This is a genomic window from Campylobacter sp. RM15925, assembly GCF_012978775.1.
GTDB classification, from domain to species: Bacteria; Campylobacterota; Campylobacteria; order Campylobacterales; family Campylobacteraceae; genus Campylobacter_A; species Campylobacter_A canis.
Map to the genome: position 1 here is coordinate 81,678 of NZ_LIWP01000002.1, position 26,423 is coordinate 108,100.

Annotated in this window: 25 protein-coding genes; 4 read left to right on the top strand and 21 right to left on the bottom strand. The window is 35.9% G+C overall.

Annotated elements, in window-relative coordinates; translation table 11 throughout:
- Nucleotides 1–43: 43 nt before the first annotated feature.
- The 16 genes from CDOM15925_RS01750 to CDOM15925_RS01820 form a co-directional block, all read right to left on the bottom strand.
- Entirely contained in the window at nucleotides 44–679 is a 636-nt protein-coding gene (locus CDOM15925_RS01750; RefSeq protein ID WP_169940475.1) for a uroporphyrinogen-III synthase, read from the bottom strand.
- Nucleotides 676–1,494: a PIN domain-containing protein gene (locus CDOM15925_RS01755; RefSeq protein ID WP_169940477.1), complete on the bottom strand. Its 819-nt coding sequence runs from the start codon at nucleotides 1,492–1,494 to the stop codon at nucleotides 676–678. Before CDOM15925_RS01755 ends, CDOM15925_RS01750 begins: the two co-directional genes overlap by 4 nt.
- Before the next feature lie 21 nt (nucleotides 1,495–1,515).
- Nucleotides 1,516–2,610 (bottom strand): AAA family ATPase, encoded by a 1,095-nt coding sequence (locus tag CDOM15925_RS01760; protein ID WP_169940479.1) that lies wholly within the window; start codon nucleotides 2,608–2,610, stop codon nucleotides 1,516–1,518.
- A gap of 77 nt (nucleotides 2,611–2,687) precedes the next feature.
- Nucleotides 2,688–4,202, bottom strand: coding sequence for an ABC transporter permease/substrate-binding protein (locus CDOM15925_RS01765; protein ID WP_169940481.1), 1,515 nt, complete (start codon nucleotides 4,200–4,202; stop codon nucleotides 2,688–2,690).
- Nucleotides 4,199–4,924 (bottom strand): ABC transporter ATP-binding protein, encoded by a 726-nt coding sequence (locus CDOM15925_RS01770; RefSeq protein ID WP_169940483.1) that lies wholly within the window; start codon nucleotides 4,922–4,924, stop codon nucleotides 4,199–4,201. Before CDOM15925_RS01770 ends, CDOM15925_RS01765 begins: the two co-directional genes overlap by 4 nt.
- Before the next feature lie 99 nt (nucleotides 4,925–5,023).
- Nucleotides 5,024–5,665, bottom strand: coding sequence for a cupin domain-containing protein (locus CDOM15925_RS01775; protein WP_169940485.1), 642 nt, complete (start codon nucleotides 5,663–5,665; stop codon nucleotides 5,024–5,026).
- 464 nt (nucleotides 5,666–6,129) lie between these two features.
- A complete protein-coding gene (locus CDOM15925_RS01780) occupies nucleotides 6,130–6,354 on the bottom strand; it encodes a BRO family protein (RefSeq protein WP_211436636.1) in 225 nt (74 codons plus the stop codon).
- A 45-nt stretch (nucleotides 6,355–6,399) separates the two neighbouring features.
- Nucleotides 6,400–8,196, bottom strand: coding sequence for a type I restriction-modification system subunit M (locus CDOM15925_RS01785; protein ID WP_169940487.1), 1,797 nt, complete (start codon nucleotides 8,194–8,196; stop codon nucleotides 6,400–6,402).
- Complete coding sequence (locus CDOM15925_RS01790; RefSeq protein ID WP_169940490.1) at nucleotides 8,193–9,512, bottom strand: AAA family ATPase; 1,320 nt, start codon at nucleotides 9,510–9,512, stop codon at nucleotides 8,193–8,195. Before CDOM15925_RS01790 ends, CDOM15925_RS01785 begins: the two co-directional genes overlap by 4 nt.
- Entirely contained in the window at nucleotides 9,509–10,792 is a 1,284-nt protein-coding gene (locus tag CDOM15925_RS01795) for a restriction endonuclease subunit S (RefSeq protein WP_169940492.1), read from the bottom strand. The genes CDOM15925_RS01790 and CDOM15925_RS01795 overlap by 4 nt, the downstream gene beginning before the upstream one ends.
- The gene (locus CDOM15925_RS01800; RefSeq protein ID WP_169940494.1) at nucleotides 10,785–13,811 is read right to left on the bottom strand and encodes a type I restriction endonuclease subunit R; all 3,027 of its coding nucleotides are present in this window, start codon (nucleotides 13,809–13,811) and stop codon (nucleotides 10,785–10,787) included. Before CDOM15925_RS01800 ends, CDOM15925_RS01795 begins: the two co-directional genes overlap by 8 nt.
- Nucleotides 13,812–13,833: 22 nt before the next feature.
- The gene (locus CDOM15925_RS01805) at nucleotides 13,834–14,049 is read right to left on the bottom strand and encodes a helix-turn-helix domain-containing protein (RefSeq protein WP_102905357.1); all 216 of its coding nucleotides are present in this window, start codon (nucleotides 14,047–14,049) and stop codon (nucleotides 13,834–13,836) included.
- A 98-nt stretch (nucleotides 14,050–14,147) separates the two neighbouring features.
- Nucleotides 14,148–14,723, bottom strand: a complete 576-nt coding sequence (locus CDOM15925_RS09950; RefSeq protein ID WP_211436637.1) for a hypothetical protein — start codon at nucleotides 14,721–14,723, stop codon at nucleotides 14,148–14,150.
- Nucleotides 14,724–14,743: 20 nt separating this feature from the next.
- Nucleotides 14,744–15,562, bottom strand: a complete 819-nt coding sequence (locus CDOM15925_RS09955) for a relaxase/mobilization nuclease domain-containing protein (protein WP_249934664.1) — start codon at nucleotides 15,560–15,562, stop codon at nucleotides 14,744–14,746.
- Between the two features lie 35 nt (nucleotides 15,563–15,597).
- Nucleotides 15,598–15,978 carry a plasmid mobilization relaxosome protein MobC gene (locus tag CDOM15925_RS01815; RefSeq protein ID WP_169940496.1) on the bottom strand — a complete coding sequence of 127 codons (381 nt, stop codon included), beginning with the start codon at nucleotides 15,976–15,978 and terminating at the stop codon, nucleotides 15,598–15,600.
- 515 nt (nucleotides 15,979–16,493) lie between these two features.
- Nucleotides 16,494–17,015, bottom strand: coding sequence for a VapE domain-containing protein (locus tag CDOM15925_RS01820; protein WP_283956666.1), 522 nt, complete (start codon nucleotides 17,013–17,015; stop codon nucleotides 16,494–16,496).
- Between the two features lie 38 nt (nucleotides 17,016–17,053).
- Between CDOM15925_RS01820 and CDOM15925_RS09960 the strand changes: the two genes are divergently transcribed.
- Nucleotides 17,054–17,584: a virulence RhuM family protein gene (locus CDOM15925_RS09960; protein ID WP_211436640.1), complete on the top strand. Its 531-nt coding sequence runs from the start codon at nucleotides 17,054–17,056 to the stop codon at nucleotides 17,582–17,584.
- A 46-nt stretch (nucleotides 17,585–17,630) separates the two neighbouring features.
- On the top strand, nucleotides 17,631–17,990 hold the full coding sequence (locus CDOM15925_RS09965; RefSeq protein ID WP_211436641.1) for a type II toxin-antitoxin system death-on-curing family toxin: 360 nt from the start codon (nucleotides 17,631–17,633) through the stop codon (nucleotides 17,988–17,990).
- Nucleotides 17,991–18,184: 194 nt separating this feature from the next.
- Here CDOM15925_RS09965 and guaA read toward each other — a convergent pair whose 3' ends face one another.
- Together guaA and nhaD are read right to left on the bottom strand one after the other, a co-directional pair.
- On the bottom strand, nucleotides 18,185–19,720 hold the full coding sequence (gene guaA / locus CDOM15925_RS01830; protein ID WP_169940498.1) for a glutamine-hydrolyzing GMP synthase: 1,536 nt from the start codon (nucleotides 19,718–19,720) through the stop codon (nucleotides 18,185–18,187).
- Nucleotides 19,720–21,090, bottom strand: a complete 1,371-nt coding sequence (nhaD, locus tag CDOM15925_RS01835) for a sodium:proton antiporter NhaD (RefSeq protein WP_169940500.1) — start codon at nucleotides 21,088–21,090, stop codon at nucleotides 19,720–19,722. Before nhaD ends, guaA begins: the two co-directional genes overlap by 1 nt.
- Nucleotides 21,091–21,222: 132 nt before the next feature.
- Here nhaD and CDOM15925_RS01840 point away from each other — a divergent pair, with 132 nt between their 5' ends.
- Nucleotides 21,223–21,681 (top strand): hypothetical protein, encoded by a 459-nt coding sequence (locus tag CDOM15925_RS01840; protein WP_169940502.1) that lies wholly within the window; start codon nucleotides 21,223–21,225, stop codon nucleotides 21,679–21,681.
- Nucleotides 21,671–23,485 carry an excinuclease ABC subunit UvrC gene (uvrC, locus tag CDOM15925_RS01845; RefSeq protein WP_169940504.1) on the top strand — a complete coding sequence of 605 codons (1,815 nt, stop codon included), beginning with the start codon at nucleotides 21,671–21,673 and terminating at the stop codon, nucleotides 23,483–23,485. The genes CDOM15925_RS01840 and uvrC overlap by 11 nt, the downstream gene beginning before the upstream one ends.
- Before the next feature lie 32 nt (nucleotides 23,486–23,517).
- On the opposite strand, the gene CDOM15925_RS01850 is transcribed toward uvrC, so the two are convergent.
- The 3 genes from CDOM15925_RS01850 to dnaJ all read right to left on the bottom strand — a co-directional run bounded on the left by CDOM15925_RS01850 (nucleotide 23,518) and on the right by dnaJ (nucleotide 26,421).
- The gene (locus CDOM15925_RS01850; protein ID WP_169940506.1) at nucleotides 23,518–24,639 is read right to left on the bottom strand and encodes a tetratricopeptide repeat protein; all 1,122 of its coding nucleotides are present in this window, start codon (nucleotides 24,637–24,639) and stop codon (nucleotides 23,518–23,520) included.
- 155 nt (nucleotides 24,640–24,794) lie between these two features.
- Nucleotides 24,795–25,253: a tetratricopeptide repeat protein gene (locus CDOM15925_RS01855; RefSeq protein WP_169940508.1), complete on the bottom strand. Its 459-nt coding sequence runs from the start codon at nucleotides 25,251–25,253 to the stop codon at nucleotides 24,795–24,797.
- A 25-nt stretch (nucleotides 25,254–25,278) separates the two neighbouring features.
- The gene (gene dnaJ, locus CDOM15925_RS01860; RefSeq protein WP_169940510.1) at nucleotides 25,279–26,421 is read right to left on the bottom strand and encodes a molecular chaperone DnaJ; all 1,143 of its coding nucleotides are present in this window, start codon (nucleotides 26,419–26,421) and stop codon (nucleotides 25,279–25,281) included.
- Between the last annotated feature and the right edge of the window lie 2 nt (nucleotides 26,422–26,423).

The window sequence follows — 26,423 nt, forward strand, 5'->3', positions numbered from 1 at the left end:
GCTGCCAAATCACTCAGGCAAGTAAATTATATAGTGATTTTGCTTAAAGTAATGTTTTAGCAAGCCTTATACAAGACTCTACGCTTTGAATTTCACTTGTGGTAGCAGTTGTAAATTTATCCAGCTCTTTGCTTGTCGTTTGTCCTATACTAACGGCCTTATAGCTATCATCCCAGCCAAAATTTGAAATAAAATTCTTAACCGCCGAAGGAGCGGTAAATATGATCACGCTTTTTGGTTCAGGCTTTAGCCCTATTTCCGCCTTCAAGCAGACATTTTCGTAAGCTACTATCTGAGTGATATTAACGCCTGCAGCTTCTAAAATCCCGCCTAAATTTGAAACCGTTTTTTTAGCTCTTAGATAAAGCGTTTTTTTATCTTTTAAAAGCGGTAAAATTTCGCTTGCAAACTCTTTGCCGTGCGAGTTTTGTCCGATATAAATTCTATCAAATCCTATCTGTTTTGCCGCGTTTGCACTTGCGTCGCCTATGGCGTAAATTTGCAAATTTTTATCGATTTTGATTTTATTAAATTCTAATGCTTTTATAGAGTTTTTAGAGGTTATAACAAGTGCCTCAAATTCGCTTAAATCAACTTCAAATTCACTAAATTTGATCTCATTTAACCTAAGCGTCTTTGCACCCTCATAATCCAAATTTGAACCGACTAGATAGATCATTTTAGACTTCCTCTCTTTTGAAAATAGGCTTTTGCTCTATCTTTTAAAATCGTATATATCGTAACTCCATCGCCGCTACCGTATTTTTTTATAAGTGCGTTATGAAACTCCAAAGCGTTCTTGCTTTCTCTTGCTATCTTCTTTATCTCCTGAGAATTTTTAGATAAAAGATTGTTTGTGTCGGGATTTTTTATTGGGCTTAATTGATCTTGTTTAGTTTCATCATCCAAATTTGAGCTATTTTTAGGCTCCTTAGGCAGAGTTTTTATTTTAGGCGAAGCAAGCATTTTGGAGGCATAAATTTGTCTTGCTTTTTGCTTAAAAGTTTTATATATAACCAGCCCCTCATCCTCTCCATAAGCGCTTTTTAGCATGATATGAAGCTCTTGAAGATTTGAAGATTTTAACAAAATATTTTCAACCTCTTTGCTTCTATTCTCGTCTATTTTTAAACTTACATCTTTTTGTAAAGTTATTTTTTTAAATTTCCCCCTTTTTTCGGCTCTTAAAGCGTTAAAAAATCCTATTACGCTATCGTAAAATTTATCATTGCTAACTACGCAAATTTTACCCTTCTTATCAAAAAATTTTCCCATTAAAAATACTATTATCTTATCGGCAAAATCTCTATCCGCATCGCTTATCATAAAAATTTTAAACTTTACTTTTTTAGAGTTTAAAATTTTTAAAGTCTGCATGGATATCTTTTTTCTTGCATTTGTAACTATATAAATCCTATCTTTTTTCTTGGGATCTATTATCTTAAAAATATTATCAACACCTATGTTTTCATCATCTATTATAAATCTTTTCAATTTTATCTCCAAATTTAGAGTTTATCTATGCTTAAAAACTCTCTCAAGCCAAAAGCCAAATGTCGTATCGGGGATAAAAAATTCCCCATCTTGCTTATCTATTATCTCTTTAGCAAAAAGCTGTTTAAGCGCCGCTTGCAAGGACGTTTTGCTTATGTTAAATTGCGACAAAACGCCGAGTGAAAAATACTCTTTTTGACCTTTAGCAATGATCTCAAGCGCTTTTTTTTGATTACCTGTAAATGTATCAAAAACAAGTCTGTAAGCGCCGTCTTTGCTTTGTAGCACTGTATCAAGTGCGCTTAAAACCGCTTTTTTATCAATTGTTTTTTCATTTTCATAGATAAAATACAAAACATTTTGTATAAGCTTCGTATCAAATTTGCATATACCCGCAAGCTCGTTTATCTGAGCTTGGGTTGTTTTTAAGAAATTTTTAGCGTATTTATAAATTTCATTTTGCTTTAACGCGCCAAGTTCAAAATGAGTAGCCATCTCAAAAAGAGGCATTTTATGGCTAAAAAGTGAAGTTAATATATGGCGCTTTGAGCCAAGAAATACAAACGAGATATTTTTACTGGTCTGCATAAATTTACGCAATTTCGCATCTATCCTAAGCTCGCTAAACTCGGCTATTTGCTGAAATTCATCGATGATAAAAACTACTTTTTTCTCTTTTGAAATTTCATCAAGCATATTAAACAGATCATCCATCGCCTCGTCAAAGCTTGCGTTTTTTATCATCGGGCTTGCCGAAAGTTCGTAAGTAAGCGGATCAAGAGTGATCTCAAAGCTTATTCTTTTGAGTTTGGCAAGGATAAACTTAAATGTACTTTGAAAATTCGCTTTTTGTGATTTGGCGACATTTTTAAGTAGCTCTTTTACAAAATCCTCTCCGCAAGTCATATCAAAGATGTCGCTATATATACAGACAAATTCCTCTTGATGACGGCGCATAAACTCCTTTATGAGCGTGGTTTTACCCATGCGTCTTTTTGAATAGATAAGCAAATTTGAAGAGTTTTTAGCAAATTTATAAATTTTATCAAGCTCGTTTTGCCTACCGTAAAATGTCGAGCCGTCAGCCAAGGTTTCAAATGGAAACGGATTTTTCATAGAGCGCCTTATATTGTTTGGTATGTAGATATTATACCATTATTTTTATACTAAAACTAAAATTTAAAAGATACTTTTTATTTTAAAAGTCCGTTTTTAACTAGATATTCTCGCGCGACATCATTGGCGCTACGCTTTAAAACCCGCACGGCATAGTTCATATCGCTCATCTGCTCACTACTTATCTTGCCGTTTAATTTACCTAGAGCATGCCCTATCTGCGGATATTTATCAAGCGTATCTTGTCTCATCAAAGCGGCCGCTTCATAAGGCGGGAAAAGTCTCTTATCGTCCTTAAGCGTTACAAGATCAAATTCTCTTATCTCGCTATCGGTCGAGTAGGCATCTATCACCTGAACTTCTCCGCTTAATATAGCTTTGTACCTTAATGCAGGCTCAACGGTTTTAACATTTAAATTTAAACCGTAAAGGGATTTAAGACCCGAATTTCCATCTTCTCTGTCGTTAAATTCAAGAGTAAATCCGGCAGTTAGACCGCCTTGAACCGACTTTAAATCAGATATGCTTTTGATATTGTTTTCATGAGCAAATTTGCGCAAAACCGCAAGCGCATAAGTGTTTTCAAACCCAAGCGGCTCAAGTAAAACAAGGTTATCCTGTTTTGCCAAACCCTCTTTTGCAGCCGCATAAACCTCTCTTGCGTCATTTGACAAATTTGCGGGCGGATTTTTAAGAAGACTTGATAAAATAGTACCCGTAAATTCGGGATAGATGTCAATATCTCCCGCCTTTAACGCCTCGTATAAAAAGCTTGTCTTGCCAAAATTCGCTTTAAGCTCGACCTTTAAATCAGTCTCATTTTCTATGAGTTCTTTAAATAAATTGATTAAAATTTCAGGTTCGGCACCAAGCTTGCCCGCTATCACGATACGATCCTTTTGCATACTCATATTCGGCACAAAAGACAGCGCAAGAGCGAGTAGAAGCGTTGCAAGAGCGGTTATAACGAGCTTAAGCTTTTGTCGCTCTAAAAACTTAATGCCCGCACTAAAAACCATCGCTAAAAGCGCAGATGAGATCGCTCCTATCAGAATTAGCGAAGTATCGTTCCTGTCAATACCAAGAAGCACAAACGTCCCAAGCCCGCCCGCTCCTATGAGTGCTGCCAAAGTAGCGGTTCCTATGATCATAACCGCAGCCGTTCTAATACCTGAGATGATAACAGGCATAGCAAGAGCCAGCTCAAATTTCTTTAGGCGCTCAAATTTACTCATGCCAAACGCCCTGGCGGCTTCTTTTAGCGCAGGATCTATTTCGCGAAGACCCGTAAGAGTATTTTGCACGATAGGAAAGAGTGCGTAGATGACAAGAGCTATTATGGCCGGTATCGCACCGATACCAAAAATAGGTATAAAAAGCCCCAAAAGAGCAAGCGAAGGTATAGTCTGAAAGATCCCTGCAACCTGCAAAACAAACTCGCTTATACGCTTGTGATTTGAGATAAAAATCGCAAGAGGAATTGCTATAAAGATAGCCAAAAGAAGCGAAGAAAGCGAAATTTGCAAATGCTCAAGAGCAGCTCGCACAAGCTCATCTTGCCTCTCATAAAGCGTAGAAAAAAGCTCACTCATGCTTGCGTCGCCTGGAAAAATTTAGCCACAAACTCATTAGCGGGCATATCTTTAATCTCTCCTGCGGTTCCCACTTGCACGATCTGCCCGCCATTCATCACACAAATTCTCTCTCCGACATTTTGCGCTTCGTTCATATCGTGAGTAACAAACACGACAGTCATGCCAAGATCTTTATGAAGCTCCTTAATAAGCTCCTGAAGTTCGGCTCTTGAGATAGGATCAAGCGCACTAAAAGGCTCGTCCATAAGCAAAATTTTAGGTTCGGTTATGATGGCTCTAAGGATGCCTACTCGCTGCTGCTCTCCACCAGAAAGCTCAGCGGGATAGCGGTGCAGATAGGTATCAGGCTCAAGTCCTACTCTTTGAAGCAAGTCTTTAGCCAGTGACACACGCCGCTTTTTGCCGTATTTTTTCATTTCGGCTATAAGGGTGATATTTTCGCAAACATTTAAATTCGGAAAGAGCGCTATTTGCTGCAAAACATAGCCGATATTTAATCTAAGCTCGCGCAGATCATAGCTTGTGATATCCGCGCCGTCTATGCTAATCTTTCCTGATGTCGGGTCTATAAGGCGATTTATCATCTTTAGCGTAGTCGTCTTGCCGCTACCGCTTGATCCTGCAAGAACAAAAAATTCGCCCTTTTTTATGTTTAGAGTGAAATTTTTAATTACTTCAGTATCGCCGTAAAGCTTGCTAACTCGCTCAAAGCCGATCACCACATTCCTTTAAATTTGCTTTAATTTTTGATAGTAGTTTATCATAAAAGCTTTAAAGCAAAATTTTACAAGAGTGGCAACCGGCTTGATATAAAAATTTTATTTATCTCTTGTTACTATTAAAAGCATTTTAAATTTATCTTTTATCTTTAGCCCGTGCGGGATCTTGCCCGGCATCACGATACTATCGCCCGCTTTGATATTAAAATTCTCATCGCCTATCGTAAGCGCAAGCTCTCCTTCAAGCGCAACTAGTAGCGCGTCGCCCGGTGCAGCGTGCGTGGAAAGCTCCTGCTCTCCGTGAAAACTCATAAGCGTCATCGTGCCGTTTTCGTTTTTTACAAGGGTTTTACTTACGACTTTGCCATCTTGATACTCGATCGCATCCGTAAGAGCGAAAATTTCAGCCTTTGGCAGGTGGTTTATCATTGTATTCTCCTTAAAGTCTATTAAAATCATCTTTGTCTTTTCTTCACTCACGATCTTGCGCCACGTCTCTTTTTCTATAATAAAAGCTTCATTTTGTTTAAGGCTAAATTTCTCATCTTCACAAAATAGCGAAATTTCACCTTCTAAAATCCACACTAACGAGTCACCAAATCGCTTCTCCTTATCAAGCTCTTCAGTCACATCAAGCGCGTAAAGATCAAGCTCTAAATTTTTATTTGAAAATAGTCTTTGGCTTACTATACCGCCACTTTCAAAGCAAATTTCGTCTTTGATATTGTAAATTTTACTCATTATTTTCCTTTGTAAATTTGTATCAACTACCAAATCAACAAAGGAATTTTAGCAGGCTGAACGATAAATAATCTTGATATAGATTATCTTTTTTTAAATTTATTAAATAAATTTTAATGTCAATATAGACTTGTTATTTTAGTATTTATAATTTAGACTTAACTATAAATAAATGAATTTATAGTGGCTATTAAATACAAAATCCAAACGATATTCAAGATGCAAAAGAAGAAACAATATAAAAATATTGATTTGAAAGAATCAAAAGCTTATTTTACTACTCCCACTCTTCATATAAATACTACTATCTATTACAGAATGAGTATTTGCAAAGCTTTTATTTGTGTCCATTATATTTTTTCATCTTTTTTATAAGTACTTTTTAAGCTAAATACTTCAAAAGTACTTCATATTTCTAAACTTCTATCTATAAAACAGTTTGCCTTAAAAGATTAGTGTATGAATCATTCTTCTATGATTTTGTTGATCTCGACAGAATCGTATGTTACTTCATGTCCACTGTTCTCACAGACAATCATTGCTCTATCAATTACTTTTTGAAAATTTCTCCACTGAACATAGTCAAGCACGATGGCAAGCTCTCTTGCACTCCAATATTCGCTTCCATCTTCTCTAATATACTTAATATCTTCAAATTTTTTATATTCTTTTGCTTTTAAATTTGGCATATAACATACACATCCTTATCTTTGCACTTGTTATAAACATAAATCCTATGGTAGTTGTTCAAGATCAAGCTCTTTCAAGAATACATTATGAGCATCTTTTGCCTTTTTGATGTCATCCTCTATTGTCCTCAATTCTTTTGCCACTTCTTCAATATCAATTATTTTTTCTTCAGGAGCTGTGCTTACATATCGAGAAATATTTAAGTTGTATCCATTCTTCTCAATTTCTTCCATAGATACACGACGTGAATACCTCTTGTCATCTTCTCTGCGGAACTGATATGTCTCAACAATCTTGTCTATATGTTCAGGTAAAAGAACATTTTGTCTTTTCCCTTTTTCGTAATATTCACTTGCATTGATAAATAACACATCATCAGGTTTCTTGCATTTTTTCAATACAAGAATGCAAACCGGTATTCCTGTCGAAAAGAATAAATTAGCCGGCAATCCGATTACCGCATCAATATTTCCATCTTTCAGAAGTTTAGTTCTAATTTTCTCTTCTGCTCCCCCTCGGAACAATACTCCATGAGGCAAGATGATTGCCATGGTTCCATTATTGCTCAAAAAATGAAATCCGTGCAGTAAAAACGCAAAATCAGCCGCTGACTTTGGTGCAAGTCCGTAGCTTTTAAAACGAAAATCTTCAGCAAGTGTATCATTCGGTTCCCATCGATAACTAAAAGGAGGATTCGCCACTACAGCATCACACTCTAACTTTTTTGCCGGATTCATTTCATTCAGAAACGACCAATCATTAAGTAGAGAATCACCATGAAAAATTGTAAATTCTGAATCTTTAAAGCCGTGTAATAACATGTTCATTCTTGCAAGGTTATATGTTGTTATATTTTTTTCTTGTCCATATATTTGGCTAATACTATTCGGTTCAAGATGTTTCTTTACATTGATAAGTAAAGAACCCGAACCACACGCGAAATCCAAAAGATTATTTATAAAGTCTCTTTTTCCTAATTCCGGTTTATGGCTATCCAATATAACAATTCTGGAAAGAATATTAGAAATCTGCTGTGGAGTATAAAATTCTCCGGCTTTTTTACCAGAACCTGCTGCAAATTGCCCTATCAAATACTCATAAGCATTGCCTAACAAATCTACTTCATTGGTAAACTCGGCAAGTTTTTCAGCAATTTCTGTTATTATTGAGCAAAGTATTTCATTACGTAATTGATAATTTTTACCGAGTTTATCCGAATCAAGGTTTACCTCTGAAAATAAACCATGGAATGTACTATCAAACGATTCATTTTCAATAAACTTAAAACCAGCTTGCAAAGTCTTCAAAAGTTGATTATTTTGAGTTCGAGATAACTCATAAATATTACTCCATAAGTACTGTGGCTTAATAACAAAATGAACCTTTTTACGCATCTGATTCTCAAAAAAAGATACTTGATCTAAATTATTGATATACCATAAACTCAAAGGAGTTAGCTTTTGACTTTCAAGCAAACTGGTATATTCATCAACAAGAGTTTGTCTTGCTCTTTTGATGACTTCATTATTTGTCTCATTTTCCTTTACGGGCAGCTTACTTACAGGCAATGTATTGAAATAATCCGTTATCTTTAATTTTAACTCGGCTATAACCTTATCTATGTTTCCACTATTTTTTATGTTTTCAATTTCTTTCTCACAATCTGTATAGTCTTTGCTAAGCTCCTTATTTGCCGCAGTTTCATAATTGTCTGAAAGATATCTTAAAAAAAGAAAGGACAACATATAATCACGAAAGTCATCCGCATTCATAGTTCCTCGGAGCTTATCAGCGATTCCCCAAAGTGCTGATCCTAATTGTTTTTGTTGTGTATCATTCATTGCTCTTCCTCCTGATTTTGAGTTTCCTCAAATATTCTCTGATTAAAATTATAGTCTTCCAGAAAGTTATTAAGGATGTTTCTAAAATATTCTTTATTTTCCTCTACCATTTCTTTAGGATCAAATAAAGAATAGTTTCCATGACTCAAAAGGTTGACTATCCTTGTATATACTGGCTCATTTTCTTCATCACCTTTTCTAATGCATGAAGAAAAATGAGCATAACCATGAAATGACGCTGTTTTTTCTAATATGTTTCTCAATATATTGAAATGATAAGTGTATAATATTCCAGTATCGGACGCTTTTTTTAATTCTTTCAATAATGCAACATGATGAAAAAACGGCGTTTTGGTAGTATCTTTTAAAATATACGTAGCGTTGTCTTTGCTTTTTTGCAAAAATAACTGCTCAGCTCTGCTAATTTCATTACATAAAACATTAAAAAACAATGTGTGATGTGATGATACAATAACTTTTACACCTTCTCCTTTCACAAGTGCAGCCAAATGGCTAGCTACGGCAATTGCATTATTATCATCCAAAGAAGAGATAGGATCATCTACGTAAATATATTTTACCCACTCATATGCCTCCGCTTTGTCTATTACCAATTGGACAATAGCCAAGAAAAAGCACCAAATAAAAATGTTCTCTTCGCCCCGAGATACCTTAATATTGTCTATTCTTTGCGTAGATTCTTCTCTATAAAAATTTATAGATGCATCATCATAATTTATACTAAAATCAAAGTCAGCATATCGCTGAAGAAGAGGGCGAATCCTGTTATCCATATCAAGATCTTTTAATCCATTGAAAAAACGAGAACTCTTATTGAACTTTAACACACGCTCTGTATCATTATCCAAATCATTATCCCAATAAAACAAATCTTCTGTAAAAGCATTGTAATAGAGTGTATCTGCTGTTTTTTCTCCAGTTTCTTCATTCAATTGCTGTCCTAAAGACTTGAATTCACCAGAAAGTCGTGTTTTACCTGTTCCATTATAAGCAAATAAAACAATGTATTTTTTCTCTTCCGATAATCTTTTAAAATATTCAGCAATTTCTCTAATTGAATTAAATTCTTTATATCCAATTCTTTTAAAAATAAAATCTATATTTGCAAGTGCTTCATTAGATATTCCTTCTTTCAAAATATAATTTCCAGAACCTCTATCTTTTTTATAATTATCCGTAATTATTTTTTTATATTGTTGAAATGGATTATTATCCTGAGGTTTATTTCCTAAGGTTTTGTTTGTTAGTTTTTGAAACTCTTCTTTTGTGAAGCTTTTTGGGATATTCAAACTCATTTCCAAACCTCCTCAACAGCAGGAAACAAGCCTTGCATCAATGCTTTTTTATGTTGTTTTAATGCTTCTATTCTATCTGTTTGAGTACTTATTAGATCATCTGTCCCAGATAAAAAATTTGCAATTTTTTGTTGTTCCTTTTCATTTAATGTTACAGAAATTTGAATTTTTGAAAAATCAGTTTTATTTATTATAGGAACTGTGGTATTCGATATACCAGACTTTATTTTATTGACATTGTGAAACAGCGAATAATAAATAAACTCATTATAATAACCATTTTTTGTAATTATCGAATTTATTTGTTGATTAGTAACGGAAGGATATACAGAAATAGCCATTTTCCCAATAGACGCAATACAGGTAAACATAATAGTTCCTTTCGGCAGCACTTTCATATTGGACGTTTTTACGACTGTTCTTTGGACTAGTCTCTGATACTTATCCCCAACAATATCAGTTGGTGTCACAAATTGTATACTTCCGTTCCACAGTGAATCATTTGATGTAGGTGGAGTTTTACCAGCAATTACCTTTCCAACTGTATCAATTTCTACACATTTCCAATTGTTATCATCCTTAAACTCGGGAAATCTCCATTCGGGAACTGTTTTTCCTTCGGTTGGGAACAACTTTTGCATCCAGCCTTTTTTATAATCATTTAGCAATGATAATTTCTTTTCTTCGGCAGAAATAAGGTCATCAATAGAAGATAAACAATCCGCGATTTTTTGTTGTTCATTAATATCATCTGGATACATAACTAATGTTTTTGATATATTTGTCTTGCTTATAGAACACACCTTTACCCCTACCACAAGAGGAATCAAGTTCCTTCGATAACTCGATGAATTTAGGTTATATCCCAAAAATTTAGGAGCAAACTTGAATTTGGGTCTACATAATATTGTGTGTAACCCCGACAATACTTTCCCATCAATGTTCTGCACCTCTATCGCTTTACCTACCGTTAAATCTTCAGCTGTATCAGCGATGATAATATCTCCATTTTGTAAGTAGCTCTCTTCTTTAAATTTTAATAAACTAATATCTTTATTTATATACGGCACTTCTTGTAAATCACTTAAAATATTCCCATATTTTATCAAGATATCTCCATAATGAATATTTCTTGTAAATTCTCTTCTATTATTCATTTGGTTTCTTGAAAATGTATTTGTCTGATGAAAATCAAATATACCTTTAAACTCGTCTTCTTTCCAATCAAGATGAAATTCAGGAAATCTATATCTAATCTTCGTCATTTTTCTTTTACTCATACGCTTTTAACCCCACAATCTCTCGTCCATCTGCCATTTTCTTTAATAACGGAACCAATTCATCCATAAGCTCCAATTCTTTTTGTGTTCGCTCTCTCCAACTAAGATTCAGAGGTTCAAGTAAATCAATCAATTTTTCTCCATCAAAAATCATTCTTTCCATAATTCCATTTACAAAAGTCTCTAAAGAACCAGACTCAATCCCATACTTTTCAGATATGGAAATCAGCTTCTTAGAAGATTTTTCAGATTTAAATTTCTGGTATCCCTCCATTACTTCCTTTTCACTTAAGCCGTTATTCTCTTCTGAAGATTTAATAAATTGGTCAAGCTCTTCTATATACTCTTCAATATCTTTTCGCTCATCCATAAGGTTAGAAGTAGAAGCAATCAAATCAATCAGTTCTTTTTTCGTCATTTTTTCTTTCTTTGGCACATTAGATTGAGTATACCTTGAAATAAGTGCCATAATATAATCATAATCAATAACTGCTGAAGCAAATAACACAAATTCAAAGTCCAATTGCTCTACTTCCGGAGACATATTATGACTGTCTTTTTCCTGTTCATCTTTTAATCTTCCGGCAATATCCAAATATGCTCCTCTAAATGCTCGAACTGTATCTTCGGGTAATAACGCCTCAATAGTAGCTACTTGCTCCTCTTTTATATCTGTGTACTGATCAAGTTGGGTTTTAAGCCTCTGTATTTGTTTAAATCTATCAATAAACATGGCACGAGCCGTATCACCTTTAAGGTTACTTACTGCTTCAGGCTTACACTCAAGTCCTTGTGCATTCATAAACTGCTCAAGTTCATCCACTGCTTTTTCCAACTTTTTAATCATAATAGGAGCTGGATCCACAAGCCAAATTTCTTTAACTTTCTCACTGTTTTCTTTTCCTGAAAACAGTCTGATCGCTGCATCAACTTCATCTTCATGTCCTCTAAAATCAATAATATTGCCATAAGGTTTAGTGGTATTAAGCACACGATTAGTTCTTGAAAAAGCTTGAATTAATCCATGTTGCTTCAAGTTTTTATCTACATATAAAGTATTTAAATATTTGGAATCAAAACCTGTCAAAAGCATATCTACAACAATAACAATATCTATTTTATTCTCATGTGGATAATCCACATTTGTATATTGTTGGTCTTTTATACGTTTTTGTATGTCTTGATAATATAAATCTAATTCATTTATATTGTGATTAGTTCCATATTGTTGTTTATAATCATCTATAATTTGTTTTAATGCCTCTTTTTTCTTGTCTGGCTCATGTTTATTATCTTCTTTTTCTTGCACAAGATCCTCTTGTAGTTGTTTCACATCCTTATTTCCCTCAGCAGGCGGTGAAAAAACACATGCAATGTTCAGTGGAATAAAATTCCCATCTGTACTTGTATATTGTTTTTGAACCTCTTTAAATAAATCATAGTATTCTATTGCTTCATTGATACTTGCTGTAGCAAAAATAGCATTATAACGTCTATTATATGTTGCTGCATCATGCTTGGATAAAATAGCTTCTACTATTTTCCTTTTGCTTATCTTCGTATCTGCTTTTGCTGCAATTTGAGTATCATCAGGCTTAAAATAATCAATGTGAAAACGTAAAACATTACCATCATCAATCGCATTTGTGATGGTGTAAGAATGGAGTTCTTTTTCAAAGACGTCTTTTGTTGTTTTATAAGAACCAATTGTCCCATCAACTTGTTTATAATTTGAATTTTCTTCAAAAATTGGTGTGCCGGTAAAACCAAATAATTGTGCTTTGGGGAAGAAAGTCTTTATTGCTTCATGATTATCTCCAAATTGTGAACGATGGCATTCATCAAAAATAATCGCCATACGCTTATCTTGAAGCTTTAGTAGCCTTTCTTTAAAAGTCAATTCGCCTCTTTTTCTTTTTTCTTGATTACGCTTACTATCATCATCAAGTGCAAGTCCAAGTTTTTGAATGGTAGTAACTATCACTTTATCCTTATAATCATCAGATGTGAGACGCTTAACTAAACTTTCAGTATTTGTATTTTCTTCTACACATCCTTCTTGAAACTTATTAAATTCTATACGAGTCTGTCTATCCAAATCTTTTCTATCCACAACAAACAAGCACTTTTCAATATCTGGATTATCTTTCAAAAGTGTTGATGTCTTAAATGATGTAAGAGTTTTGCCACTACCTGTAGTATGCCAAATATATCCATTGCCTCGATTTTGCTCAATACAATCTACAATGGCTTTCACAGCATAAATCTGATATGGTCGCATAACCAATAATTTTTGCTCACTCACTACTAGAACCATATATCTACTGATAAGTTCTCCAATAGTACACTTAGGCAAAAAACAATTTGCAAACTCATATAGGTTGGTTATTTTGTTGTTGTCCTTATCTGCGAATTCATAAATAGGCAAGAATCTCTCATCTGCATTAAATGAAAAATGCTCCTTGCGATTATTGGCAAAATAATAGGTATTCGTTTCATTGCTAACAATAAAAAGCTGAATAAAACAAAGTAGAGAATTTATATATCCATTTCCCGGATCATTTTTATAATTCACTATTTGTTCCATCGCTTTTTTAGGTGTGATTTGTAAAGTCTTTAATTCAATCTGAACTACTGGGATACCATTAATAAGCAAAATAACATCATAACGATGGTTACTATTTTCTGTATTAATACGCAGCTGATTAACTACTTCAAATTCATTTTTGCACCAGTTTTTGAGATTCACAAGAGTATATTGCAAAGGCGTATCATCATCTCTTTTAAAAGTATTTATTTCTCTGAGCTTTTTTGCATTCTCAAAAACATCTGGATTTATTATACTGTCACGTAATCTTATGAATTCAGAATCACTTAATTTTACACGATTCAATCTTTCAAAATGCTTTCTGAAATTTTCTTCTAATGAAAATTTATCTCTAATGTCCTCACGGTAAACATATTTTAAATCTATCAATTTTTCGATAAATTCATTCTCTATTTGCTGTTCGCTCTTCATACCCCATCATCCTTCATCTAACTTAATTCATCGCTTCTAATAACGAAATCAAATCCTGCCCCAAATCTTTCTTTTTACAAAGCTCTATCAAAGCATATCTTGCTATCTGATTAGGTTTTGATTTATTGTTCTCCCACCGATTTACTGAACTGAAGCCGACATGTAGTTCTCTGGCTAATCCTTCTTGAGATAAATTTAATTCTGAACGAATGGTCTTAATGATTTCAGAAAGTTCCATATCAATCTTCTCCTTAAAAATTTTTATACTACATTTATAAGTCATATATTATATCATAAGCTATAGCGTTTAGAAATATCATTCAATATGATTTCACTTTATAAATCAATTTCTTTTGAATTTTTTCTATTATTTCTTGCAGTCTCTTTTGTTGTAACCTTATCCCTAGCCTTTTCTCTATTGAGGGTTTTAATAATTGATTCTTTTTCCTTTTCAACTCTATCCCTACCAAGATAATCATTCATATTAACTTTCAGATGTTCCAAATCTTCATATTGTGCGGATAATGAATTATGTTTCTTGATTATCTCCTCTTGTTTAGCTTGCAATTCTTTAGAATGCTCGTTTAATTTCCTTAAAAGATTTTTACCGGATTTGTTCTTCAATCCTTCTAATACAGTATCTTTCAAATGTGGAAATTGCTTAAGGAAAATATCTATTTCCTCATAGGATTTCTGATAGGCTTCCACATCTTTTCTGTTCATCATCATATAAATTTTATCGTTCGGATTTTTGCGATAGCCTTCATAATGTTCTCTTTTGCTGATACAGATTTGAATATGCTTAACTACTTCCTTTATCCTCTTTTGTTCCCATGAAAGTTTGTCAAATTCTTGTTTCAATTCATTTTTTTGAAATGATATTTTTTGAATTCCTTTTTCCAATGCTTCCATAGAGGTAAAGCCTTTATCTCTTATTTTAATAGAATTTTGGATGCTACTTGCATGTTAGTATGAACTACCCAATCCTGATTTCCATATTTGGTTTTATCTACAAACTCTCCTATTTCTTTATCTTTATTTCGGATTCTTTCTTTGATTTTTTCTTCTGTGTAATTATCCCCTATGGTTTTCGCTCTGGTAAATCTCTGCTGATTTTTCTGTTTGAAAGCAATATACTTTCCAAACTTAATTTCATATCCATATTGTTCCATTATTTTAAGAAAATGCTCCCAGTTTATTGCTTTTTGAATTACTCTATCCATATCAAATTGAAGTCTTGATTTATAACTTTTACCTTTTTTATCTTCATTCCAGTCATACCAATTCGCGAACTTTCTTCGCTTAATCTCGTTGATTTCTTTTTCTGTTTCTTGGTCAATTACAGATAAATTATGCTCTTTACATAGCTTGTCGCTTTGATTTCTGATGTTCATATAGGAACCGTAATAGGAATGATACACCTTACCTTCATCCACATCGATCGAATTAAAAATGATGTGATTATGAATATGGTCTTTGTCGATATGAGTGGCTAAAACATATTCATATTTCCCACCTAAAATCTTTTCGCAGAGTTCAATTCCCACTTGATGTGCTTCTTCAAAGCTCACTTCTTCCGGCACGAAGGATTGGATCAGATGATGAGCTAAAGTCTTGGTTCTTGAGTTAAATTGTTTCTTTGTAAGTTCAAACTCTTTGTGAGCATTTTCTCTGCTGCAAAGATGGGTAGTAACATAGATTTCATCATCGGTTTTATCGCCATTGCAGATATAGTCTATCGCTTTTTTCAACGTAGTCTTGATTGGATGTATCTTCGTAACCGCCATCAGCTGATCACCTCGTTGATGATATAATCCGAAACTTTTTCTCGAAATTCAGATAAAAATTGAAGCTCACTTTGCAAGGCTTTCTTGATGACTTCTATATCATCTTTGTAGATAATTCCTGTGGTGTTTACCACCTTTGCTATCTGATTTAGGTTCGCTGAATTGCGACTGACAAGAGAAGAAAGCTCCCTCAGTTCTTTTCTAAACTCACCGGATAAATCAATGCTGATGATCCTGTTCTTGAAAATACTGTCTCGGTAAAACTCTCTCTTACTCTTAAAATTGGTCAATCCAAATCTTCTATTTAGCTCATTCATATCTTCTTCATTCACCATGAAATGAACAGTGCAATTGTTTTTACGATTAACGCTCTTTGACATATTTCATCGCTCCTTTCTTTTTCGGGGTCTTAGGGTTCTCCCTAGAGTCTGCTCCAGCCAATTATCTCCAACGAAAATATATTTGAGTTGCTGAGATAATTAGGCGAGGGTAAAATTGGTTAAGCTGAATTCCCAGCTTACAAGCCTACTTTTTGGACTGTGGTCAAAAAGTAGGCTTGCTATCTCTCTGAACATACTCTTTTTGTGAAAATAAGCTCTATTCTCTTATGACTATCACAGAAGAATAAGGGTGTCCCGTAGCCAAGAGGGATAACGCTCATTCTGCCCAATTTCCGTTTTATAGAAGTTTGAAAGTTATCGCTACCACTACCTCACTACCTTTGAAGTCGGTAGCAAAGTAGCGGTAGCGGAATTTTTCAAAACTCTTAGAATGGTATCTCCAACTCTTCCACTTCCATAAAGTCTTTAGATATCGTTCTTTTGTAGAATTTCTTGCTGACTAGAACCACTCCGTCAATCCTCACCTTTTTGCTTTTCACATTTGCTTCTAAGATTCATTTTCTTTCCATCTCATTTGCCATCAGTCCTGAAAAGACTTTTTCATTCGTTTCAGGATACTTACTTGCAAACTCTGCTGAACAAAGTAGATTTGGAGTATCGGATTTTGTCATTTTCCATTCCATAAAGTCCAGGAAGTTTTGGACATGTCTGTTTTCACTTTTATGCGTTTGAATGACAAGGCTCAGATCATCTTTCAATTCTTTAGGCAAATAGAAATCGTGCAGTCTATTTTCGTAAAGATACACGGCCTCCGCAATAGCTCCTTCGAAATCACTCCTTACCATTTCCTCATGTTCTTCTATTGTGATAGTCTCCAATACAGGAAATTTTTCAGGATCATACATGAGCGGCATTTGTATTTTGTCCATATCCACTTTTACCGGCAAGTATCTTCGCTCTTCCGAAAAATCTCCCAAGAATGTCGCATCGTTTGTAGTCGCAATCAAGATACAAGTTCTTTTTACAACCTCAAATGATAGTGAGTCCAAAGAAAGAATTATTGAGTCATTTATCATAGAGGCAAATAAATTGCTCAATTAAGAGGATCAGACGGATGCACAATGAAATTATTATATATAAAAATGGTGAATTAGAACTTCCTGTAGAAGTAGCACCGGATAAAGAAACCGTATGGCTAAATAGAAACCAACTGGCAGCTTTATTCGAACGAGATATAAAAACTATAGGTAAACACATCAATAATGCACTTAAAGAAGAATTGGATAGTTCAACTGTCTCAAAATTTGCGACAGTTCAAAAGGAAGGTGCCAGAGAAGTAAAAAAGTCTGTCGAATACTACAATCTCGACATGATTATCTCAGTCGGATATAGAGTAAAATCAGCACGAGGAGTTGAATTTAGACGCTGGGCTAATAAAATTCTAAAAGATTATATTGTACAAGGGTATGCAGTAAACGATAGAAGATTAGCTGCTCTGAACAGAGTAGTAGAAATACAGTCGAATATCATAGCAGGTGTACTTGATCTGGATGCCGAAAAGGTTCTTGGTGTAGTAAAGAAATATTCACTCGCATTAGAAATGCTTGATGACTATGATCACCAAACCGAAGATAAGTTCCGATGAGGTGTATAAACTCACTTATGAAGAGCGCAGAAATCTAATCTCCAAAATGTCCTATTCGGAAACATCTGAAATATTTGGAAAAGAAAAAGGAAAAAGTCTATTAAAGGGAATCATCGACTCCATCTATCAAAGTGCTTTTGGAGAAGAGGCTTATCCGTCAATAGAAGAAAAAGCAGCAAACCTTCTTTACTTTATCATCAGAGATCATCCTTTTGTAGATGGATGCAAAAGAATTGCAGCTACAACATTTTTATATTTCTTGGATATGAACCGAATTCTCTATAAAAACAACAAGAAAATACTATCAGACAGCACCTTAGTTGCCCTAACACTTCTTATAGCGGAATCAAAACCCCAGGAAAAAGAAATCATGATTAACATCGTAATGAATTTCTTAACATGGTAAATTGTAATTCCTTAAACCATTTACACAGATAGAAAAAAGCCAACAGAATTTTACAATCTGTTGGCTTAATTATTTGCTCTTAAAAGTGGCTTACCACTTTTTTTCTTATAAAAAAGTACTTCAAAAATACTTCAGTTAACCACCTGAAACGTTAGAATAATAAGTATTACCAATGGTTTCAATTAGTGCTTAGGCTACTCCCACTCAATCGTTGCAGGCGGTTTAGAGCTTATATCATACACTACGCGGTTTATACCACTAACTTCATTGATGATACGGCGTGAAACGTTTTCAAGTAGATCGTAAGGAAGTCTTGAAAAACTTGCCGTCATGCCGTCGCTTGCATCCACCACGCGGATACAAACGGCATTTTCGTAAGTACGATTATCGCCCATTACGCCAACTGAATTTACGTTTAGCAGTACGCAGAATGCTTGCCAAGTTTTGTTATACCAGCCAGTTGATTTAAGTTCGTCACGAAGTATCACATCGGCTTTGCGAAGCAGCTCTAGACTAGGAGAATTTACCTCACCCATGATACGTATCGCAAGTCCCGGACCTGGGAACGGATGGCGGAAAACAAGATCACGAGACAAACCAAGCTCAAGCCCAAGTTGGCGAACCTCATCTTTAAAAATATCTTTTAAAGGCTCTATCAGCTCAAAGCTCATCCAGTCAGGTAGCCCACCTACGTTATGATGGCTCTTTATCGTCTTACTTGATCCTACGACCGAGCTTTCTATGATGTCTGTATATAACGTGCCTTGAGCTAGGAATTTTACGTTATCGTGCTTTTTAGCCTCTTTTTCAAAAATTTCTATGAATGTTTCGCCGATTATCTTGCGTTTTTTCTCAGGATCGGTTATACCTGCAAGCCTCTCAAGAAAAATCTTGCTAGCATCTATACTCACAAGCTCTACGCCAAGCTTGGTTCTAAAAGTCGCCTCAACCTGCTCTTTTTCGCCCGTTCTTAAAAGTCCGTTATCGACAAATACAAGTATGACGTTTTCAGGGATTGCGTTAGCTAAAAGTGCTGCAACCACGGAGCTATCCACGCCTCCGCTTACTGCGCATAGGACTTTTTTATTGCCCACTTGCTCTTTTATCTTCGCAATTTGCGTTTTAGCAAAGCTTCCCATATTCCAAGTGCTTTCGCAACCGCAGATATATTTGGCGAAATTCTTTAAAATTTGCGTTCCAAATTCGCTATGCTGCACCTCCGGATGAAACTGAAGCGCATAAATTTTACGTTTATCATCGCCAAATACGCAATAAGGAGAATTTTCGCTTACGGCAAGCGATTCAAAGCCGTTTGGTAAATTTAAGACCATATCCGAATGACTCATCCACACGATCTGTTTTTCAGGCGTATCCTTAAATAAATCATGAGGCTTGATTACGTTTAATTCGGCCTTTCCGTACTCTTTTTGATTTGCAGCCACAACTTCGGCTTTATTTACGTGAGCGATAAGCTGCATGCCGTAGCAAATTCCCAAGATAGGAAGCTTCATTTTAAATACGCCCTGATCGCAAAAATACGCATCATTTGCATAAACGCTTGCAGGTCCGCCGCTTAAAATTATCCCTTTTGGCTTTTTGGCTTTTATATCCTCAAGCTTAGCGTTAAACGGCAAAATTTCAGTATAAACGCCCTGCTCGCGAAGGCGACGAGCTATGAGCTGAGTGTATTGCGAGCCAAAATCCAAAACTATAATATCTGATTGCGTCATTAGTATAATCCTAAAATTTCAAATTGCACATACCAAACGACAAGCGATACGATATAGCCTACCACTATCGTCCAAGCATGCTTCATGTGAGCGCCAAACGTATAAATTCCTTTTAGCTTGCCCATTACTCCAACACCCGCAGCAGAACCAAAGCTGATCATAGAGCCGCCGATTCCCGCTGTTAGAGTTACTAGCAACCACTGATCAAGTCCCATTTCAGGGCTTGACTTAAGCACCGCAGACATTACAGGGACGTTATCAACGATTGCCGATAAAAATCCAACCGCTATATTCATAGTCGTAGGTCCGAATTGATCATAAAGCGCAACAGCGTGATTTAAAAATCCTAAATAGTGAAGCGCGCCGACTGCCGCCAAAATACCGAAAAAGAAGTAAAGAGTGTCGTTTTCTATCTTTGACATGTAGTGAAATACATGCATAGGCTCTTCGTTTTTATACATTCTTTTATAGTAGTAAGTATAAAGACTAAGCAAAGAAAGACCAAATATCATGCCCCACATAGCAGGCAAATGGAAAAGTTGGTGCGACATTACGGCAGAAAAAATTGTGAAAATTCCAAGCCCGATTACTACCTTGCCGCCTTTTTTGATAGTTACTTTAGGCTCCGTAGCGGGATCAAAGTGAGGACTTCCTTCAGGAACTACGCGCACAAGCAGTACCGCAGTAACGATCCAACCGATAAGAGAAGCAGGAAAAAGTGCTAAGAAATCAATAAACGGAGCCTTGCCTGCAGCCCAAGCCATAAGCGTAGTTATGTCGCCAAACGGACTCCATGCACCGCCTGCATTTGCCGCTACGACGATGTTTATAGCTCCTGCGACCAAGAAATTCGTATTGTGTCTATCTATGGTTATTAAAACCGTAGAAAGGATAAGTGCGGTAGTTAGGTTGTCAGCTACCGGGCTTAAGAAAAATGCTAGCACACCCGTTAGCCAAAAGAGTTTTTTGTAAGTATAGCCTTTTGAAACGAGGTTATATTTAAGCGTGTTAAACACGTCTCTTTCGATGAGCGCCTCGATATAAGTCATCGCAACCATTAAGAAAAACACGATTTGCGAAATTTCAAGGATCAGGTGATCGACCTCGTTTTTAAGCGAGCTTATCTCCATGCCGTTTAAAACCATATAAAAGCCGATAAGTATAAACATAAACGTTCCGATAAACATAGCAGGCTTTGCTTTATTTATATGGAAATTTTCTTCAGCGGCGATAAAAAAATACCCCACGACAAAGATGATAAGACAAGTTATACCTATCCAAGTCGTAGTAAGATCTACAGGCTCGCTACTGCCGCCTCCTGCAGCGAAAGCAAGCCCGAACAAAAGGCTTAAAAGTCCAAAAATCCTCATTTTTTCTCCTTAAAGTTTATTTATTTTTTCGGTTTTAGTAGTGTTTATTCTATCTGAATCGTCATAAAACGGATCGGCTTTATACCCGCACCCGCTAAGAAAAATTAACAAAAAAAATGCTAAAATCGCCTTATGAAAGACGCTAAATTTATCATAAATCATATCGTAAACAATCCCTTTTTTTATAAGCTAAAAAACCAAAGCGAGTGCGCTAAATTCGTTAAGCTACTAAGCTTAAACCACCAGCGCATCATAGCCTTTTGCTACGTTAAAAACAGCATTTTGTTTTTTGCCCTTAAGCACCCTTTGGGGCTTCAAGAGTTTAAACGAGATAGTAATATAAATATGTTAAAAGGCTTATTAAAAATTTATGCTAGCGCAAACGAAGGCTCTATTTTAGGTCAAATTTCAGATATAAAATTTTTCGTTACTAAAAATTTGCGCTTTAGCGTTACACCTAAAATCGCAAAAAAACAAATTTACATAGAAAAATCCAAAGGCAAATTTATAAATCTAGCCAAAAACCCTCAAATTCACGCTAAATTTGAGAACATTCGAGAGGCTATAAGGTCGAATTTAGATGCTAATTGACGAGATTCGCTCGCTGCCAAACAGCCCGGGAATTTATCAGTATTTTGACAAATTCGATAAGCTTCTTTACGTAGGCAAGGCTAAAAATTTAAAAAACCGCGTTAAGAGCTACTTTAGCTTCACACCTTCTCTTACGCCTTCACCTAAAGTAGGAGCTAGAATTTTTAAAATGATAAGCCAAACAGTTCGTCTTGAATACATAGTAACTCCAAGCGAAGCCGACGCGCTGATACTTGAAAACTCTTTCATCAAGCAGCTAAAGCCAAAATACAATATTCTTTTGCGAGATGATAAGACCTATCCTTACATATATGTCGATTTTGACGATGAATTTCCACGATTTGACATTACTCGCAGGATTATAAAAGGCAAAAATATCAAATACTTCGGGCCCTATTTTAAGGGAGGACGAGAGATGCTTGAAGCGCTTTATCTAAATTTTAAGCTCGTTCAAAAAAGAAGTTGCGTCAAGGGCAAAAAATCCTGTTTATTTTATCAGATCAAGCGTTGCGAAGCGCCGTGTGAAGGCAAAATAACCAAAGAAGAGTACGCTAAAATCGTAAATTCGGCCATAAACGCTTTGCAAAATCCGCATAATTTGCAAGCAAATTTGTCAAATTTGATGATGCAATACGCAAAAAACCAAAACTACGAACAAGCGGCTAAAATTCGCGACAAGATAGAAATAATAAAAGATTTGGAAGTAAAGATAGAAGTTGATCTTGCCAAACTTGAAGACTTTGAAGTATTTGCCATAAATCTGCATGAAAATTTTATCTGCGCGGTTAGATTTAGCGTGCAAAACGGCAAAATAATCGGTGTAAATCAAAACATAACTCCGTCTAAAACCGCCTCAAGCGAAGAGATAAACGAGGCTTACAAGCAGATCATCTTAGAAAGCTTTAGCATAGATAGCCCGGTGATAACGACTAAAATTTATACTAATGACGAATTTGAAGATGCAAGCTTGATAGAGGAAATTTTAAGCAAAAGGCACGGCAAAAATTTTAGCGTCAAAACTCCAAAAATAGGCGAAAAAAAGCGAATTTGCGAGATGGCTAAAACAAACGCCGAAATTTCTATCAAAAACTATATAAAAAGCCACGATAATGACTTTTTACGCTCGCTTAAAGAGTATTTTGAACTCACTCACACGCCTTATAGGATCGAAGCATTTGACAACTCTCATATGTTTGGCGAAGCTTGCGTTGGAGCGATGATATGCTTTGATAACGGCGAATTTGTAAAAGAGCGATATCGTCATGTGCATTTAGAAGCTAGAAACGACTATGATCAGATGAAAGAAATGCTTATAAACAGGGCTTTACGCTTTGACAAGCTGGCTCCGCCCGATCTGTGGGTGATAGACGGGGGCGAGGCTCTTTTGAATTTAGCTAACGAAATTTTAAAAAGCAGCGGTGCAAATATCGATGTGATCGCAATATCAAAAGAAAAAATAGACGCTAAGGCGCACCGAGCAAAAGGAGCCGCAAAGGATAAAATTTACACCGCAAAAGGAGTATTTTCGCTCGCTACGGACGACAAAAGGCTTCAGTTTTTTCAGAGATTGCGCGATGAGGCGCACCGCTTTGCCATAACCTTTCATCAAAAAAGCAAAAAGAAAAAGGATTTGCACGCCAGCAAGCTTGCAAATGCGGGAATTTCAGCAGGAAGTATCGCCAAGCTCATTAAATTTTATGGAAATTTTGAAAGCATATTAAGCGCCCAGCTTAGCGAAATAACAAAAGTTACAAACAAAAGCGTAGCAAATAAAATAAAAGCTCTTAAAGATAGTGAAATTTAAGGCTAAATTTTAAGAGCAAATTTGCCAAGCGTTTAGTGGCTTTTCTTTTCTAGCTCCTCATAGCTTTTATAAAATTCGCAACTATCCTCATATCCCATATCACAACCCATTTTTAGTAACTTATTCGCTCTTGCTTTGTCTTTATTTACTCCCTTTCCTTCATAGTACAAAAATCCTAAATTCATACAAGCGCCCGGATATCCTCCCTCACAAGCCATGGTAAATAAATTTGCGGCTTTTTCATAATCAATAGCGCCGTATAAAGAGCTGTTGTATAGATTTCCAAGCGCAATGCAACCATCTAAAAATTCATTTTCGCAAGCGTTTTTATAAAGCTCTTTAGCTCTATTTATGTCCATATCGACACCATATCCGCTCTCATACAAAGATCCCAGCTCATAGCAAGCCTGCATTAGTTTGCCGTCGCAAGCCGTTTTAAAAAGTTCGCCCGCTCTTTCATAGCTAAGCTTAAGATCAACCCCGTCATAATATAAATAAGCGATTTCCAAGCAAGCCTTTGCATATCCGAATTTGCAATACTTGTAAAAAGACTCATTAATAATTTTTTGGTTTTGGCTAGTTTCAAACGATGTTGCGTAACGTGTCGCGGCAAGATAACACTCCAAAGAGTCGTTTATCTCGCAAGACATTTGAAAAGAGGCGTTAATTTTTGGATATTTAAGCTCAAGCTTGGCTGCTAGAGCGTAAGAAATTCCAAGCTCTTTGCAAGAGATGATATCATTAAGCAAACAAGCTTTTTTTAAAAGATTATTTGCTTTTATATCCTGCTCTTTGGTACCTTCTTCAAAATAAACAAATGCAAGATAGCGACACCCTAAAGGTTCATCAAGATTACAAGCAGCATGAAAAAACTCACTCGCCTTATGGCGGTTCATAGTTAATCCAAATGCTCCATTCAAATAAAAGCTTCCAACGCAGTAGCAAGCAAAGCCAAGCCCCATATCGCAAGCTTTTTTATGAAATTTAACTCCTTTTTTATAGCCTCTCTCGTCTTCTTCAAGCAAAGAAGCTCCTGCGACAAGACAGCTTCTTGCATCTCCTGCATTACAAAGCGCCTCTTCGTCGCTTAAATTATCAATTCCGGCGTTTAAAACGAGAGTGAAAAAGAGCAAAACGTATAAAATTTTTATCATTGATTTTGGACTTTTATTGATATCAAAAATCAAATTCTATAATTTAACTACTAGATATTTGCTTAAATTTGTTAGCAATTTTATGAATTTATAAATAGAAGATAAATTTGACTTGAAAGTCTAAAATTTCAAGTCAAATTTGCTAAATTTTAAGCTTAATAACCCTTTGCTTTTAGCGTTTTGTAGTTATCGCACGCAGGCTGATATCCTAGCTCGCAAGCTCTACCGTAGTGCTTTTTAGCAGTTCTTAAGTTTCTCTCTACGCCAAAAGCTTTATCGTAAAGCTCGGCAAGATTATTGCACGCTCTGTATTCGCCGGCATCGCATGCAGCCCTATATAACAAGATAGCCTTTTTGTTATCTTGCTTTACGCCTTGTCCGTTTGCATAGAGCACTCCGAGATTACTGCAAGCTAGAGCGTGTCCGCCGTCGCACGCCTTGGTAAATAGCTCAAAAGCTTTTTTAAAGTCTTGCTTGTCGCCCTCTTTCATATAAGCCGTGCCTAAATCATTGCAACTTACAAAGTTTCCGCCTTCGCACATCGCTTCAGCGTTGTTCATGTTTGCCCACAAAGCCAAAGCTCCGACAGTTAAAGCAAGGATAAATTTCCTCATCTTAATTCTCCTTTTTATAGAAATTTTATTTATCACTCTTTTTTTCTTGCGGACTATCGCCTTTAAACCAGTTTATAACCTTATCAAAGACGCTTTCATCGGCACTACTTTTGCCGCCTTCTATACCAAAACTCGCCTGAAGCTTGTTTAAAAGCTCTCTTTGCTCGTCATTTAGCTTACTTGGAGTTTGAACCGAAATTTGAGCTATCAAGCGACCCACTTTTTTGCTATTTATACTTTTTACGCCTTCGTTTTCAAAGACAAATTGCTGCTTATCTTTAGCCCCTATCGGCAATTTTAGCTCAGTCGTGCCCTTAAGCGTCGGTATAGTTATCGTCTCGCCAAGCATCGCCTGAGTAAAAAACACAGGAATTTCGATATAAACGTCATTACCGTTTCTTACGAAGTGCTCATCCGGCTCAACGGAGATATTTACGTAAAGATCTCCTCTGCTTCCATCAACCGAGACATTGCCTTTACCGCCAACTCTCATCCTCATACCGTCATCAACGCCGGCAGGGACATTTATCTTGACGCTATGCTTTTCCTCTTCGTATCCTACGCCGCTACACTTGCCGCATCGCTCTTTTACCACTTCGCCGGTGCCGTGGCAATACGGACACTCCTGCACGAAGCTCATAAATCCGCGCTGCTGGCTTATGCGACCTCTTCCGTGACAATGCGGACAAGTCTGATGCAAGCCGTCTTTTGAGCCTGTACCTTTACAGCTTGCACACGGCTTTTTAACTTTATACTCAAGCTCTTTTTCTATACCGAAAATCGCTTCGTTAAATTCTATCCCTATTGATATCTCAAAGTCAAGCGGATATTTATCTAGGCTTCTTTTCTTCCTGCTTGTGCCGCCAAAATCTCCGCCAAAAAACGAGCTAAATATATCTCCCAAATCAAAATCCGCTCCAAATCCGCTAAAGCCGCCCATGCCGCCTTGAAGGCCTGATTTGCCGTATCTATCGTAAATGCTCCTTTTCTCCTCATCGCTTAGCACCTGATAAGCTTCGTTTATAAGCTTAAATTTATCTTCAGTCTCTTTATTTCCTTGGTTTCTATCCGGGTGATACTTAAGAGCAAGTTTTCTAAACGCCTTTTTTATAGTTTCTTGATCGCTTGTTTTACTGATTTCTAAAATTTCGTAGTAATCAATCTCCAAAA

Excerpts from the sequence above, each read along its gene's own strand:
- CDOM15925_RS01850 (WP_169940506.1), bottom strand. The coding sequence starts at position 24,639 with ATGATAAAAATTTTATACGTTTTGCTCTTTTTCACTCTCGTTTTAAAC.
- CDOM15925_RS01785 (WP_169940487.1), bottom strand. The coding sequence starts at position 8,196 with ATGAATGATACACAACAAAAACAATTAGGATCAGCACTTTGGGGAATC.
- CDOM15925_RS01840 (WP_169940502.1), top strand. The coding sequence starts at position 21,223 with ATGAAAGACGCTAAATTTATCATAAATCATATCGTAAACAATCCCTTT.
- CDOM15925_RS01780 (WP_211436636.1), bottom strand. The coding sequence starts at position 6,354 with ATGCCAAATTTAAAAGCAAAAGAATATAAAAAATTTGAAGATATTAAG.
- CDOM15925_RS01800 (WP_169940494.1), bottom strand. The coding sequence starts at position 13,811 with ATGAAGAGCGAACAGCAAATAGAGAATGAATTTATCGAAAAATTGATA.
- CDOM15925_RS01790 (WP_169940490.1), bottom strand. The coding sequence starts at position 9,512 with ATGAGTTTGAATATCCCAAAAAGCTTCACAAAAGAAGAGTTTCAAAAA.
- CDOM15925_RS01750 (WP_169940475.1), bottom strand. The coding sequence starts at position 679 with ATGATCTATCTAGTCGGTTCAAATTTGGATTATGAGGGTGCAAAGACG.
- CDOM15925_RS01855 (WP_169940508.1), bottom strand. The coding sequence starts at position 25,253 with ATGAGGAAATTTATCCTTGCTTTAACTGTCGGAGCTTTGGCTTTGTGG.
- CDOM15925_RS01820 (WP_283956666.1), bottom strand. The coding sequence starts at position 17,015 with ATGATAAATGACTCAATAATTCTTTCTTTGGACTCACTATCATTTGAG.
- CDOM15925_RS01795 (WP_169940492.1), bottom strand. The coding sequence starts at position 10,792 with ATGAGTAAAAGAAAAATGACGAAGATTAGATATAGATTTCCTGAATTT.
- uvrC (WP_169940504.1), top strand. The coding sequence starts at position 21,671 with ATGCTAATTGACGAGATTCGCTCGCTGCCAAACAGCCCGGGAATTTAT.
- CDOM15925_RS01775 (WP_169940485.1), bottom strand. The coding sequence starts at position 5,665 with ATGAGTAAAATTTACAATATCAAAGACGAAATTTGCTTTGAAAGTGGC.
- nhaD (WP_169940500.1), bottom strand. The coding sequence starts at position 21,090 with ATGAGGATTTTTGGACTTTTAAGCCTTTTGTTCGGGCTTGCTTTCGCT.
- CDOM15925_RS01760 (WP_169940479.1), bottom strand. The coding sequence starts at position 2,610 with ATGAAAAATCCGTTTCCATTTGAAACCTTGGCTGACGGCTCGACATTT.
- CDOM15925_RS01815 (WP_169940496.1), bottom strand. The coding sequence starts at position 15,978 with ATGTCAAAGAGCGTTAATCGTAAAAACAATTGCACTGTTCATTTCATG.
- CDOM15925_RS09965 (WP_211436641.1), top strand. The coding sequence starts at position 17,631 with ATGTCCTATTCGGAAACATCTGAAATATTTGGAAAAGAAAAAGGAAAA.
- guaA (WP_169940498.1), bottom strand. The coding sequence starts at position 19,720 with ATGACGCAATCAGATATTATAGTTTTGGATTTTGGCTCGCAATACACT.
- CDOM15925_RS09960 (WP_211436640.1), top strand. The coding sequence starts at position 17,054 with ATGCACAATGAAATTATTATATATAAAAATGGTGAATTAGAACTTCCT.
- CDOM15925_RS01765 (WP_169940481.1), bottom strand. The coding sequence starts at position 4,202 with ATGAGTGAGCTTTTTTCTACGCTTTATGAGAGGCAAGATGAGCTTGTG.
- CDOM15925_RS09950 (WP_211436637.1), bottom strand. The coding sequence starts at position 14,723 with ATGGAAGCATTGGAAAAAGGAATTCAAAAAATATCATTTCAAAAAAAT.
- CDOM15925_RS01805 (WP_102905357.1), bottom strand. The coding sequence starts at position 14,049 with ATGGAACTTTCTGAAATCATTAAGACCATTCGTTCAGAATTAAATTTA.